We start from the raw sequence: 12,983 nt of genomic DNA on the forward strand, positions 1-12,983 counted from the left end.
TAATAGATCTTAAGATCTTTATATAGATCCTTTATTATTATTACTATTAAGGGGGCGATCTTCTGTGGGTAACCGCTTTTTTCTTTTATTATTCATGAGTTAGCGGCGATCAGAACCTGTGATCTTATTATGATCAAACTAATCTAAGCTTGTGGACAGATCGGCTACTTATCCACAGGGTCGATCCTTGACCGGATCTGATCTAGATTCATACAGAGGTTGATCAAAAGAAAATAATAGGTTATCCACATATTTATCATTTTAGAGAGTAATATGTGGATAAGTTAGATCTAATCTGTGGGTTGATCCTTAAGTTATCCTTTTAAAAAGATCTTAAAGACGATCTTGCCATTGTTCTAACCAAGCTAGAGCAGGATCTTCTGGCACATGATCGTATTGTACATCGATCTGGATCTTATCCACATAGACTTGTGCACCGCAGCTCTCCAATGCTTGAGCTAATTTTTCTGGTCCAAGACAGAAAGTGTCGTAACTCGAATCTCCGATCGCACAAATCGCATACTTAGTACCCTTAAGATCGGGTTTTTGAGACAAGATCTCCTCTAAAAATGGCATTATATTGTCCGGAAGATCCCCTGCACCGTGTGTAGAAGAGACGATTAACCACAATGATCTGGGGTCAAGATCTGTGATTTTTGGGGTCATATGTATGACATTTTCATGGCCTAATTTGCTTAGAACAGCCGCGAATTCGTCGGCAACGTACTCTGCATTACCTAGAGTCGTACCTACTAATATGTCTATTTTTGCCATGGTGTATCCTTATACTTACTGCTAAATAGCTTATTTATGCCTATTTAAAGTGCTGAAATGGCCTAGTTTGAGTCTATAAGTGGCCAAAGATGATTTCATATTTGGCTTAATAGTATGTGAAAAGCTCTGTGGGGTCTTGTCAGTTGGCAGGATTTACATCTATGTTTTTACCTATTAAGGCTAGGTTATCGAGCTAAATGGCCTGAGTTTTGGTTACTATTTAGCAAATCGTAACTCGTTAACCTTAGTATTTCGGTTTACTGATCAGTGTTTAGGGCATGGAGTAAACGTCATGCCTAGCAAATTTATCGCCTCTACCTTGTCTCGAAAGCATGGCCTATATATCCTGTGGTTTTACCAAGTAGCGCCACTCTTTGGCTAAAGGATCATTAGCCATCTCCGGCCCTAACTATGATTGGAAGTTAATTTACCTCTATCTAACACAATATAATTTTATAAATATTGCCATTATTTCGATTATACCAAGTATTCCTCTTGCTATTAATGTCCTATCACAGCTAGCTATCCGCTCTATTTCACAAATTATCGAGTCATGAATCACTGCTATACTTGAAATAATAACTCAGGGTATTTTCATTACTTGTTATAACTGCTCAAACGTTTTTGACAAGCATGAAAAGATCTATTGTGAGGCTAAGGGCATGTTAAGACATTACTTTATTACTAACGATCTCGACGATCTGGAGAAGGTAGAGCAGGAGCTCGAGGCCGAAGGGATAACTGAACCCCAGATACATATATTGAGTGAGAAAGATGCCGATGTCGAAAATCATCACCTCCATGAAGTTGAGCCTGTGCTAAAGCTGGACGTGGTTCATTCCACTGAAATAGGTGCCGTGATTGGCTTTGTTATCTCTGCCGCGACCTTGATGCTTGCTTATGAGATGGGTTGGACCCAGAGTGCGGCGGGTTGGCTGCCGTTTATCTTTCTAGCCATAGTAATACTGGGTTTTTGTACATGGGAAGGTGGTTTTATCGGTATACAGAAGACGAATATACATTTCGAACGATTTCAGGAGTTACTTCATAAGGGCAAACATGTGTTATTTGTCGATGTTGACCCTAACCAGGAGCCTGTCTTTGCCAAGATTATCAATGAACATCCAAAATTAGAGCCAGCAGGTCTTGGATCGGCGACCCCACATTGGGTGGTTCGCTGGCAGGATAAGTTTCACAGTTTCATGAAGACCATGCCCTAAACGATAAAGAGTTTTCCCTATTTTAAAGCGCCTTTCTGGCGCTTTTTTATTGCCTATGTTTAGCCCTAGATCAGGAGAGAATGCAAATTATGGTCTATCTTAATAAGTATTGAATTATCTCGTTATTTTTAGTCTGGTCACGACACATCTTCTGTTAATAGGCGTGTGAGGCTAGGTTCTATAGGGATAGGTGGCATGGCTATAGCGGTTGTTATCCTGTTATTAGTACTCGTATCTGTGGTATTTCACTTCGTAAGCCCTTGGTGGTTTACCCCGATCGCGTCCAATTGGACTGCCATCGACGATACCATCACGCTTACCTTCTGGGTTACCGGCATAGTCTTTATCGCGGTAAATGGCTTCCTGGCTTATTGTGTTTTCCGCTTTCGTTTCGATAAAAATAAACGTGCCGATTATGAACCTGAGAATAAGAAACTCGAAGTCTGGCTAACTGTGTTCACTACCATAGGGGTGGCAGCCATGCTTGCCCCTGGCTTGGTGGTTTGGAGTGAGTTTGTCACGGTTCCCGATAATGCCGAAACATTCGAGGTCGTGGGTCAGCAGTGGCATTGGAGTTATCGATTACCCGGTAAAGACGGTATTTTAGGCCAAAGTGCCGTCGACTTAATGGATGAGAAAAACCCTTTCGGCCTCAATCCCAATGATATCAACGCTCAAGATGACCTTTTGATTTCCAGTAACATAATGCACATCTTGCTGGATCAGCCTGTAAAGGTGTTGATGCGCTCTAAAGACGTGTTACATAACTTCGCGGTGCCGCAATTTAGGGTCAAGATGGATCTGGTGCCAGGCATAGAGACTTATCTCTGGTTTACGCCTACCAGACTCGGTCGTTTCGAGATGTTGTGCGAGGAGTTATGCGGCATGGCTCACTACACCATGCGAGGTCAGATCGTGGTGGATACGGCCCAAGATTACCAAATTTGGCTGGATAAGCAGTTAACCTTCAAAGAGACGCTGGATGCCCCAGCTGGGGATCTGCATCTAGGTAAAAATTTATATGTCAGCTGTGCCGCCTGCCATGGCAATAATGGTCAAGGCAATGAAACGCTCAATGCACCTATGCTAGCGGGTCAACCTGCCTGGTATTTAACGCGCCAGCTTAACTATTATAAGAGTCAGGTTCGTGGCAGCCACCAGCAAGATATTTACGGACAGCAGATGGCAGCTATGGCCAATACCTTAGTCGATGCTAAAGCGATAAAAGATGTCACTGCTTATATAGCATCTTTGCCGGCTCTGGCTATCTCTCCAGCGGCGGTGAATAACGGCCCTCTGGCAAGATCCATAACTAGCGGTCAACGTCTGTTTACCAACTGCGCATACTGTCATGGTGACAAAGCCGAAGGTAAGTTTGCTCTCAATGCTCCCAGATTAGCGGGACAACATGCCTGGTACCTTAAGCGTCAGCTACAAAATTATCGAGCCAGCATTCGCGGTGCTCATCGTGAAGATCTCTATGGCACTCAGATGATTATGATGTCGCGTTTACTGCAGAATGAGCAGGCCATAGACGATGTAGTTGCCTATATCACCAGATTAAAGCCGATTTTTGATGCCGGGTATCATCAATCGGTGAGTAGAGAGGTTAAAGCAACTGAATCTCCCAGCATTACAGGCCAGAGCCATGTTACACAGGAGGTGAGCCGATGAATTATACCGCCATTGTCGATCAAGCCGACAAGTCCCATCATCCCACCAGCTTTATGACCAAGTATATATGGAGCCAAGATCATAAGGTTATCGCCATTCAGTATTCCATTACGGCTCTCTTCGTTGGCTTAGTCGCTTTGGCATTGTCGGCTATGATGCGTTTGCAGCTAGGCTTTCCCGATAGTTTCTCCTTTATTGAGCCCAGCAGTTACCTGCAGTTTGTCACCATGCATGGCATGATCATGGTGATCTATCTGCTCACAGCCTTACTTCTCGGCGGCTTCGGTAATTATTTGATCCCCTTGATGGTGGGGGCCAGAGACATGGTTTTCCCCTACCTTAATATGCTCAGTTACTGGACCTATTTACTCGCAGTTATAGTCCTGCTGGCAAGTTTCTTCGTTCCCGGAGGCCCCACTGGCGCTGGCTGGACCCTGTATCCACCGCAAACAATCTTACCTGGCACCCCAGGGAATGATGCTGGCATCATCTTGATGTTGGTGTCTCTGGCGATATTTATTGTCGCCTTCACCATGGGTGGACTCAACTATGTCACCACCATATTGCAGGCTCGTGCCAGAGGCATGACCCTGATGCGCATGCCGCTAACAATATGGGGGATCTTCACCGCCACCGTCTTAGGCCTGTTGGCATTTCCAGCACTCTTGGTGAGTGCCATCATGATGATGTTAGATAAGTTAGTGGGAACCAGCTTCTTTATGCCGGCCATCTTGTCACTGGGTGAGCCTCTTAATTACACCGGCGGCAGTCCTGTCTTGTTTCAGCATCTATTTTGGTTTTTCGGTCATCCTGAAGTTTATATTGTGGCGTTGCCAGCCTTTGGCATGGTGTCCGATGTGATAGCGACCCATGCTAGGAAAAATATCTTCGGCTATCGTATGATGGTGTGGGCCATAGTCGCTATTGGCGGGCTGAGTTTTGTTGTCTGGGCTCACCACATGTATGTCAGCGGCATGAATCCCTATTTTGGTTTCTTCTTTGCCACCACCACCTTGATTATCGCCATTCCCACGGCACTTAAGGTCTACAACTGGTCGTTAACTCTGTGGCGGGGCAATATACATATGACTGTGCCCATGATGTTTGCCATCGGCTTTATCTTCACCTTTACTCACGGCGGATTAACCGGACTATTTCTCGGTAATGTGGTGGTCGACTTACCCCTGTCGGATACCTATTTTGTGGTGGCTCATTTTCATATGGTGATGGGTGTTTCACCAATCATGGTGCTGTTCGCCGCCATCTATCATTGGTTCCCTAAGGTCACAGGCCGTTTTCTCCATACGGGTCTGGGTAAGTTTCATTTCTGGATGACCTTTATCGGCACTTACTCTATTTATCTCCCTATGCACTACCTGGGGTTTCTCGGTGTACCGCGGCGATACTTCGCCATGGGGCCTACCGAGTTTATTCCCGAGTCGGCTCAATCCCTCAATGCCAGCATCACCATATCTGCGCTGATTGTCGGCCTGGTGCAGCTGATATTTCTGTTAAACATCATATGGAGCACCTTTAAGGGCAAGAAGTCTGGGCCTAATCCCTGGAATGCCACCACCTTGGAGTGGCAAACCGAATATACACCGCCAAGACACGGCAACTGGGGGGAAAAGATCCCTGTGGTTTATCGTTGGGCCTATGATTACAGCGTACCCGGCGTGAAGGCCGATTTTATTCCGCAGAATGTTTCTCCGGAAGAGGTCGAGATGATGGATGAGCCAATATCTGCATCTACTGACTCTAAAACAGAAATTAAACCACCAGAGCCAGGCGATGATAAGGGAGGAGCTTGATGAACTTTTTCTCGAGCATTTATAGCAAGCTTACTGAGAAGCCCTGGTTGGCCCAGTCTGAGGCAGCATTGGAGCACGAGTTAATCGAATATCAAGCTGGATATCCCGGCAAAACTGGGCTTAAATTTTTTATCGCCGTGGTCACAGTTATCTTCTTCCTGTTTAGCGTTACTTATCTGTCGCGTTCTCAATATGCCGACTTTCAGGCTCTGGCTGGTGATCCCTGGTCACCTCTGTATCAACCTCTTTGGCTATGGGTTAATACGGGCTGCTTGTTGTTGGCTAGTTTATGTCTGCATTTTTCCCTTGGCCAGGTGAGTGAAGATAAGCTCAATAGATTACTGGGTCTGCTGATACTCAGCGTTATCTTCTCCCTCTTGTTCATATTCGGTCAGTGGAGTGTGTGGCAACAGCTGAGTCTGCAAGGTTTTGCTATTAACTCTAATCCGGCCAACAGCTACTTCTATATGCTAACCGCCATTCATGGTCTGCATTTACTGGGCGGCTTATTTGCTTTGGCTCGGGTATTGGTTATTTTTAGCCGCAAAGTGAAGCTGGATATATTGCAGCGAAGTTTAGTCTTATGCGCCTGGTATTGGCATTACCTCTGGCTGCTGTGGATATTTATCTTCGCTTTACTGACCGCTTCCCCCAGTACCTATAACACAATCGCATCCTGGTGCGGCTTGTAGGACATAGATGATAAACATGTAGAAACAGCTTGGTGTGACTTAGTGGACTTGTGTAAGGAGTGAGTGATACATGAGCACAGATGATAAACAAGAAAAAGCAGCAGCGCCCATAGCCACCGATGATTGGCAGGGGGCCGTGAGTGATTGGGGATCCGACAAGCAGGTTTTCAATATGCCTTGGGGCAAGTTGATGATGTGGCTGTTTCTGCTCAGTGATACCTTCGTCTTCAGCGTATTTTTGATCGGTTACATGAATGTGCGCATGTCCAGCATGGACAGTTGGCCGCTCACCAGTGAAGTGTTCGCACTTACCATAGCCGGGCATCATATCCCCCTAGTGCTTATTGCAATAATGACCTTCATCTTGATCACCAGTAGCGGCACTATGGCGATGGCGGTGAATTTTGCTTATCGCGGTGATAGACGCAAAACAGTGCTGTTTATGACAGCGACTGCTTTATTGGGAGCATCTTTCGTCGGTATGCAGGCGTTTGAGTGGACCAAGTTGATTGTAGAGGAGGGAGTGCGTCCCTGGGGAAATCCCATGGGCTCGGCACAATTTGGTGCTACCTTCTTCATGATCACCGGCTTTCACGGCTTACATGTCACCGCCGGGGTTATTTTTCTCTTGGTTATTGCAAGGCGGGTGGCTAGGGGACACTACGAAGGAAAAGGCTATCACATAGTCGAGATAACAGGTCTCTACTGGCACTTTGTAGACTTAGTCTGGGTGTTTATCTTTGCACTCTTTTATCTTTGGTAAAGAGTTACTTGTGGTAATTGATAAAAGCTCCATTGGACGCTGCTATGGTCGACTTAGTCTGGGTGTTTATTCTTGATAAGTGATAAGTGATAAGTGATAAGTGATTGAGGTGATGTATGAGTCAGATAACAAATAAAGATGTGGTGCCAGGCGAAGTGGAACAAACCCAGCCAAAACTTCATCCAATCAGTCTCTACCTGAAGATATGGGCGCTCTTGTTTGTGCTCAGTACCATGTCCTATATGGTGGACTACTTCGAAGTTCAGGGCCTATTGAGGTGGACACTTATCTTGTTATTTATGTCATTGAAGGCCGGGCTTATCATCACTATATTTATGCATGTCAGGTGGGAGCGGCTGGCATTAAAACTGGTGTTGTTCTTGCCACCTCTGGCAATAGTGGTGTTTATTAGCTTGATGGCCATAGAAGGAGACTACACCTTTGTTAATCGCTTATTCTCTTTCATCTCGGTATAAACTTATGCTTATTCCTATTCTTATTCTTATATTTAGGGTTAGGGCTAGATTAGTGCCAAGTTCAAATTATCGCTAACATGCTGCGCCAGGTGAGGGCGAAACTCTGGTTGGGTGCCGGCATACTGCTAATGGTCACCTTAGTGCTAGTTAGTATCTCGTTCATGCTGGTCAAGGCCAGTCCCTCGGTGAATTTATCGCTACAAAGTGCGAGTCTGCTGCAAGAGCCAATAACACTCTCTGATTTCACCTTAGTTAATCATCACAAGCAATACTTTACTCAAGCTGACTTGCGCGGTCAGTGGCACCTGTTGGCCTATGGATATCTAAATTGTCCGGATGTGTGCCCGGCAACTCTACTCCTGTTGAATAGTCTGATGTTTAGCCTGCAAAAAGATAATCAATTTGCAGATGTTCAATTACTTTTTTACACCATAGATCCAGACAGAGACTCGACAGAAAAATTGGCCGAGTATGTGGCGTTTTTCGGCGAAGATATCATTGGCTTAAAGCCTGTAGATACTGAGGTGTTAGCTGGAATAGCTAAGCAGTTTGAACAAGAGTTGGGAATAAGAGTAAAAATTAGTAGACCAGAGGGGGACGAAGGCAGTTATCAGGTCGGCCACGGGCTTGCCATCTATCTGTTAGATCCTCAAGGTCGGCTTCACGCCGTATTTGAGCCCAGTGTCGATCCCTTCGGCAATCGTCATTTCACTAAAGATGATATTTATCATGACTATGTTTTGATCCGCAAGAATGCCAATCGCTTCACTATGCAGTGACTAATCCAGTTTTGTAATAAAACTTAGGCTATTGTAAATTATGATGCTGTTAGCTTGTTATCACATCTATGCCTGCATGAGGCAGGTATATTAAGCTGATATATGCAGCATTAATTCAACTTAAACGGCAGTATTTATGACAACAAAAATAATTTTAGATACAGATCCAGGTATCGATGATGCCATGGCTATCATCTTTGCCGAGGCGCACTCGGAGATAGAGCTTAAGGCCATAACCTGTGTGTATGGTAATGCCACCATAGACAATGCCACTCATAATGCCCTTTTTCTTAAGCAAAAATATGGCTTGCAGGCCGATGTAGTCAAGGGGGCCGCTAAACCTATGGTTCGTCCGTCTGTAGGGGCTACTGTTGTGGTACATGGCGAGTCAGGCTTAGGTGATTTTCAGGCTCCAGATGAATTATCTGTAGCGGCTGATCCACGTCCGGCCTATCAATATATTATCGATGCACTTAGGGCCGAACCGGGTGAAATTACTCTGGTGGCAGTGGGACCCTTGACCAATCTGGCTTTGGCATTAGAGGCTGCTCCCGAAATAGTGACTCTGGTGAAAGAAGTCGTGGTGATGGGCGGTGCATTTGGCGTCAACGATCACCGAGGCAATGTGACTCCCTATGCCGAGGCCAATATTCATGACGATCCTCACGCCGCCGATATGGTCTTTGGGGCGTCTTGGCCTGTAGTCATTATAGGTCTGGATGTGACCGAGCAGAGCTTCTTCACCAAAGATTATCTAGATCGACTCAGGGATGATGCCGGTGAGGTTGGGCAATTTATCTGGGATATAAGCCGCTACTACTTAAAGTTCTATTCCGAGAAGGTGGGGTTGGAAGGTTGTCATGTGCATGATCCATCTGCTATCGCTTATGTGATTGACCCATCACTGTTTACCCTGCGTGAAGGCCCCGTGCGTGTAGTCACAGATGGTCCGGCAGAAGGCATGACAATACAAAAATTCGATAAACGTAAATATATGCATGATGAATGGCAGAGCCATGAGTCACAAAGAGTGGGGATTTCGGTAGAAGATGAGCGTTTGTTGTCTCTTTATCGTCAGACCATCATAGATTACAGTCAAAAACGATAAATAGAACACGCGGGGCGGGATAGGCATTATCTCTGTTAATTAGATAATGGATAATCCCGCTCAGGTTAGTCTCTTTGGGTTTTAGTTAGCTCATTGCCTGCACTTGAGAGCCTAGTAACCAGATGGCTAAGGCGAAGAATATCATGCCCATAAACTTGTTCTGATTAGCCCTGAACTTGTCATTTTTCAGTAGTGACTTGCCCAAGGTTCCCACCATTAACACCAGTAATAAGTTAAACAATAATCCCATCACGTTGAGTAGCAGGCCAAGAGCCAGCATCTGCTCGCCCGATGTTGCCGTTAGCTGCGGCGAAACAAACTGCGGCAGGAACAGCACGAAGAAGAGTAGGGCCTTAGGGTTTAGCAGGTTACTAAATACCGCGCGGCGGTACAGCATCTTAGCTAGGCCAGATTGCTGCTCTATCTCTGGGGCATCAGCAGGGCCACTGCGCATACAATCCCAACCCATCTTCATCAGATATGCTCCGCCTAAGATGCGTAGCACCTGCAGAGCCATAGGATTCATGGCTATTAATGCCGATACCCCCATAGCAGCTAACAATGTCAGTATTAGCCCAGAGGTGGCATTGCCCAAGCTGGCAAATACACCTACTTTTTTGCCATAACTTAAGCTAGAACTCGCTATAAGTAGCATGTCTGGGCCTGGTATAAGGAGTAGGGCGATAACTGTGGTCAAATACAGTGGCAGTACAGCGAGATCGATCATCATAAATGCATAAGTTGGAATAGACGGCGGCATTCTACCTCTATCAGGATCCATCGGCAGTATTTTCTTAATTTTTTTGAGAACACTTAGTTATTAAAACGGAAAATTACTGAGATATTTATACTTGGGTCAGGGTTCCGCCTGAGTGAGATTTCTTGTAAAGCACAGTGCTTGATAGCGTCATATATTTGTCGAAATGGCTTAAACACTGGCTTGTATGAGGCTAGATTGGGTTTTTTTTATAATTTATTATTCATCAATTATATTTTTTGTTATAGATTTTTCCATTTTTCAGCTGCCAATAAAAATGGAACTGGATTCATAGTTAAGATTTATTGGTTAGTTAATTTGATTTTTACAGCTTTGTTTACTAGCAGTTAGGATAGGCTACCAGTAAGCAAACTAATGAGCATCATGGTATGAATTATTTGAGACTCGTTTTATGGAAAACTGCTAACTGGCTATTTGCCTTGATTAATTATTAGTCTCTTCTGTTTACATTTATTCCTTCTTAATTCAGTTTAAAACGTTATAACTCGTTAGTTACTAGCCTAGATCACCTATAAATTGTCTCGCTACGAATTAGTTCATTTCTGTTGAACTCACATTTACTCAGCGTCTATTAAGTGTTCAATAAAATGGCGCTGAGTGGGATGTTTGACGCAAATATAGACGAGTCAAAACTAAAAAAATACTGATAAAACAGACAAGATCTTGACAGTATCTGCTGTACGAAAAATACTCTAAAATGGTTTTAATTATCTCGTCACCGCTATTAAATCATCAGGTTTACTGTTTGTTTTTAGCCATGACACTAGTGAAAAGTTTCTCGAGTCACTTCATGAATAGTTTCGGGAACAAGTTCACAAACCACTTCACTAAATCAGTGAATAAAGAGTCCTTATGTTTCGTTATATTTTATCAGCCATAATCCTTTACGCATTCTGGTTAACTTACCAAGATATTTCCTCTTATCTTGATGAACCCGTAGCATCTGAAATTCAGCTGCTGGCTAACCAAGAGCATCAGCGAGACAGTCAGTCAGGTGGCCAATTAGCTAAGGTTAAGCACTACAATTTAATCGAAGAGATGAGCTGTGATAGCAATTCAGAATGTAACAGTGAGTAAGTACCTTGTAGGTTCACAAGGTTGAAAGAACTTCTTGGTTAGGCTTTTGTTTCATTTAGCAGCTTGGGTGTTTGATTGGGTTATGGGAAACCATAGGCTTATTTGTATTTATCGCCTCCCAGCGGGTGCTGTATAGGGATATACCAATGTCGTGATGGCAGGATGCCAGTGAACGACGTATGTGTAGGTAAGCTCTCGGGACGCGGTGAAGCAATTATAAAAGAAGTGTGTTTCTTCGGCTTTCTGTCTTAATAACTGGGGCTTTAGCCTGCTCTTTTGCTACTCTATAAGGCTAAATCACCTCTTAGCCGTAAATGTAATATGAAATTAGATGAGATAGTTACCACCCTGAGTCGTGGCGACCTAAAAGAACTTCCGGTTGATGCCTTGTTAGCAGCGAGACTGCAGTGGTCTGAGTTACTGCCTGTTATAGAAGCCTTGATGCAAAAATTTATCGTTAAAGAGGCCTTGACCGATCCTGAGTCCAATCTCCTTTTCTTCGGTATCTGTCTGATTATCGATCGTAAGCAATTTAGTAGCTTTGACTCTCTAATAGACCTAACCAATAAAGAAGACTGTGATAGTCCATTAGAGCGTCTACTGGGTGATTTTATTGGCTCAGATCTCTCGACGGCTTACTATATTTTGGCTCAAGGAAAACCAGAGCAACTCAGTCGCTTGGTTAACTCACAACAAGCCGGCGAACTGGTTAAGATGGCTGCCTTGAGTGCACTATTCTCGCAACTGCATACTGGCCAAATTGATAGAGACACACTTAATCACAGCATTCCAAGTTTTATCGATAGTCTAGTCAAAAATAATCACTCCATAGCCCTATTTGAGCTGATTAATCTGTTAATTTCTAATCAGTTTAATCAGTATCACAGCCAGTTAGTTGCTTATGTACAGAGTAAAGTTATTGATGAAGGTCCAGCTGAGAACCAGTGCATCATAGATTGGGATAATCAGTCTATCGGTTATTCAGAGTGGGAAAGTGGCCTAATAAGTGGCAATTATGATGTGATAGATTCACTTAGCCATTGGGCGGGTTTCAACGCTGAATCTGAGATGAATGATGAGGATCTCATGGCCGTCTTTGATGACTTGATGAATACCCCCAGCGAACTCGATGAAAGATATTTTGAGGCCCTGGATTATCAGCAACCTTTTATCGCGGATATCCAAGTCGGCCGCAATGACCCTTGCCCTTGTGGTAGCGGTAAGAAATACAAGAAGTGCTGTTTGAATTAGGCTGTGTACTTTAGGAAGAGTAATGGAAGCGTAGGGCAACAATTGTTAATTGATCCTGGTTTGCCCTATAAACTAAGCGATGTTCATCGGAGATCCGTCTAGACCAGTAACCAGAAAGGTTCTCTTTTAACCTTTCTGGTTTGCCAATACCCTCAAAAGGTGTTCTTTGGCAATCTTTAATAAGCAGGTTAATTCGCTTTAACGTCTTTTTATCTTGTTGTTGCCAATAAAGGTAATCGTTCCAGGCCTGCTCTGAATAAAAGGTCGAGAAAAGGGTAGTTGTATTAGTTTTCATTAATCCAGTAACTCTCGCTCTTGAGCTTGGCCATCATCAATCTGCTTTATAGAATCTAACAGATGCTTTGCATTTACTGGGTTTGAAAGTAAGTAGATAGTTTCTTTCCAGCTATTGAACTCTGACTCAGAGAACATGACGACATTTTCAGCGCCACGACGATGTATTACAGCAGGTTCGCAGTCGTTGACCACGCTGTCACAAACAGATTTAAAATTACTTCTTACCTCAGTAAAACTATAAACACTCATAAACACCTCTACATGTACGTTAATGAGTACAGTT

14 protein-coding genes are annotated in these 12,983 nt (G+C 44.0%); 10 read left to right on the forward strand and 4 right to left on the reverse strand.

Going from position 1 to position 12,983, the window contains the following annotated elements; translation table 11 throughout:
• Nucleotides 1-333 precede the first annotated feature (333 nt).
• Complete coding sequence (gene mioC / locus SVI_RS00005) at nt 334-774, reverse strand: FMN-binding protein MioC (RefSeq protein WP_013049288.1); 441 nt, start codon at nt 772-774, stop codon at nt 334-336.
• 662 nt (nt 775-1,436) lie between these two features.
• Here mioC and SVI_RS00010 point away from each other — a divergent pair.
• From SVI_RS00010 to SVI_RS00045, 8 genes are all read left to right on the forward strand, one after another.
• Complete coding sequence (locus SVI_RS00010; RefSeq protein WP_013049290.1) at nt 1,437-1,994, forward strand: hypothetical protein; 558 nt, start codon at nt 1,437-1,439, stop codon at nt 1,992-1,994.
• Nucleotides 1,995-2,189: 195 nt separating this feature from the next.
• Nucleotides 2,190-3,668, forward strand: a complete 1,479-nt coding sequence (locus SVI_RS00015; protein ID WP_013049291.1) for a c-type cytochrome — start codon at nt 2,190-2,192, stop codon at nt 3,666-3,668.
• On the forward strand, nt 3,665-5,479 hold the full coding sequence (locus SVI_RS00020) for a cytochrome c oxidase subunit I (protein ID WP_013049292.1): 1,815 nt from the start codon (nt 3,665-3,667) through the stop codon (nt 5,477-5,479). The genes SVI_RS00015 and SVI_RS00020 overlap by 4 nt, the downstream gene beginning before the upstream one ends.
• The gene (locus tag SVI_RS00025) at nt 5,479-6,171 is read left to right on the forward strand and encodes a cytochrome c oxidase subunit 3 (RefSeq protein WP_041419526.1); all 693 of its coding nucleotides are present in this window, start codon (nt 5,479-5,481) and stop codon (nt 6,169-6,171) included. Before SVI_RS00020 ends, SVI_RS00025 begins: the two co-directional genes overlap by 1 nt.
• Nucleotides 6,172-6,241: 70 nt before the next feature.
• Nucleotides 6,242-6,934: a heme-copper oxidase subunit III family protein gene (locus tag SVI_RS00030; protein WP_013049294.1), complete on the forward strand. Its 693-nt coding sequence runs from the start codon at nt 6,242-6,244 to the stop codon at nt 6,932-6,934.
• A gap of 116 nt (nt 6,935-7,050) precedes the next feature.
• Nucleotides 7,051-7,410, forward strand: coding sequence for a cytochrome C oxidase subunit IV family protein (locus SVI_RS00035; RefSeq protein ID WP_049791008.1), 360 nt, complete (start codon nt 7,051-7,053; stop codon nt 7,408-7,410).
• Between the two features lie 77 nt (nt 7,411-7,487).
• The gene (locus tag SVI_RS00040) at nt 7,488-8,189 is read left to right on the forward strand and encodes an SCO family protein (protein WP_013049296.1); all 702 of its coding nucleotides are present in this window, start codon (nt 7,488-7,490) and stop codon (nt 8,187-8,189) included.
• Between the two features lie 136 nt (nt 8,190-8,325).
• Nucleotides 8,326-9,297 (forward strand): nucleoside hydrolase, encoded by a 972-nt coding sequence (locus SVI_RS00045; protein ID WP_013049297.1) that lies wholly within the window; start codon nt 8,326-8,328, stop codon nt 9,295-9,297.
• 85 nt (nt 9,298-9,382) lie between these two features.
• Here SVI_RS00045 and SVI_RS00050 read toward each other — a convergent pair whose 3' ends face one another.
• Nucleotides 9,383-10,024: a LysE family translocator gene (locus SVI_RS00050; RefSeq protein ID WP_013049298.1), complete on the reverse strand. Its 642-nt coding sequence runs from the start codon at nt 10,022-10,024 to the stop codon at nt 9,383-9,385.
• A gap of 903 nt (nt 10,025-10,927) precedes the next feature.
• Here SVI_RS00050 and SVI_RS00055 point away from each other — a divergent pair.
• Both SVI_RS00055 and SVI_RS21955 read left to right on the forward strand, forming a co-directional pair.
• Nucleotides 10,928-11,152, forward strand: coding sequence for a hypothetical protein (locus SVI_RS00055; protein WP_013049299.1), 225 nt, complete (start codon nt 10,928-10,930; stop codon nt 11,150-11,152).
• A gap of 321 nt (nt 11,153-11,473) precedes the next feature.
• The gene (locus SVI_RS21955) at nt 11,474-12,403 is read left to right on the forward strand and encodes a DUF1186 domain-containing protein (RefSeq protein ID WP_041419527.1); all 930 of its coding nucleotides are present in this window, start codon (nt 11,474-11,476) and stop codon (nt 12,401-12,403) included.
• 10 nt (nt 12,404-12,413) lie between these two features.
• On the opposite strand, the gene SVI_RS00065 is transcribed toward SVI_RS21955, so the two are convergent.
• Nucleotides 12,414-12,698 carry a Txe/YoeB family addiction module toxin gene (locus SVI_RS00065; protein ID WP_013049301.1) on the reverse strand — a complete coding sequence of 95 codons (285 nt, stop codon included), beginning with the start codon at nt 12,696-12,698 and terminating at the stop codon, nt 12,414-12,416.
• Nucleotides 12,698-12,949, reverse strand: coding sequence for a type II toxin-antitoxin system Phd/YefM family antitoxin (locus SVI_RS00070; RefSeq protein WP_013049302.1), 252 nt, complete (start codon nt 12,947-12,949; stop codon nt 12,698-12,700). Before SVI_RS00070 ends, SVI_RS00065 begins: the two co-directional genes overlap by 1 nt.
• Between the last annotated feature and the right edge of the window lie 34 nt (nt 12,950-12,983).

The organism is Shewanella violacea DSS12, assembly GCF_000091325.1.
GTDB classification, from domain to species: Bacteria; Pseudomonadota; Gammaproteobacteria; order Enterobacterales; family Shewanellaceae; genus Shewanella; species Shewanella violacea.

What these genes read in the sequence shown, in the direction of transcription:
- mioC (WP_013049288.1), bottom strand. Translation starts at nt 774, where the DNA reads ATGGCAAAAATAGACATATTAGTAGGTACGACTCTAGGTAATGCAGAG.
- SVI_RS00010 (WP_013049290.1), top strand. Translation starts at nt 1,437, where the DNA reads ATGTTAAGACATTACTTTATTACTAACGATCTCGACGATCTGGAGAAG.
- SVI_RS00015 (WP_013049291.1), top strand. Translation starts at nt 2,190, where the DNA reads ATGGCTATAGCGGTTGTTATCCTGTTATTAGTACTCGTATCTGTGGTA.
- SVI_RS00020 (WP_013049292.1), top strand. Translation starts at nt 3,665, where the DNA reads ATGAATTATACCGCCATTGTCGATCAAGCCGACAAGTCCCATCATCCC.
- SVI_RS00025 (WP_041419526.1), top strand. Translation starts at nt 5,479, where the DNA reads ATGAACTTTTTCTCGAGCATTTATAGCAAGCTTACTGAGAAGCCCTGG.
- SVI_RS00030 (WP_013049294.1), top strand. Translation starts at nt 6,242, where the DNA reads ATGAGCACAGATGATAAACAAGAAAAAGCAGCAGCGCCCATAGCCACC.
- SVI_RS00035 (WP_049791008.1), top strand. Translation starts at nt 7,051, where the DNA reads ATGAGTCAGATAACAAATAAAGATGTGGTGCCAGGCGAAGTGGAACAA.
- SVI_RS00040 (WP_013049296.1), top strand. Translation starts at nt 7,488, where the DNA reads ATGCTGCGCCAGGTGAGGGCGAAACTCTGGTTGGGTGCCGGCATACTG.
- SVI_RS00045 (WP_013049297.1), top strand. Translation starts at nt 8,326, where the DNA reads ATGACAACAAAAATAATTTTAGATACAGATCCAGGTATCGATGATGCC.
- SVI_RS00050 (WP_013049298.1), bottom strand. Translation starts at nt 10,024, where the DNA reads ATGATCGATCTCGCTGTACTGCCACTGTATTTGACCACAGTTATCGCC.
- SVI_RS00055 (WP_013049299.1), top strand. Translation starts at nt 10,928, where the DNA reads ATGTTTCGTTATATTTTATCAGCCATAATCCTTTACGCATTCTGGTTA.
- SVI_RS21955 (WP_041419527.1), top strand. Translation starts at nt 11,474, where the DNA reads ATGAAATTAGATGAGATAGTTACCACCCTGAGTCGTGGCGACCTAAAA.
- SVI_RS00065 (WP_013049301.1), bottom strand. Translation starts at nt 12,698, where the DNA reads ATGAAAACTAATACAACTACCCTTTTCTCGACCTTTTATTCAGAGCAG.
- SVI_RS00070 (WP_013049302.1), bottom strand. Translation starts at nt 12,949, where the DNA reads ATGAGTGTTTATAGTTTTACTGAGGTAAGAAGTAATTTTAAATCTGTT.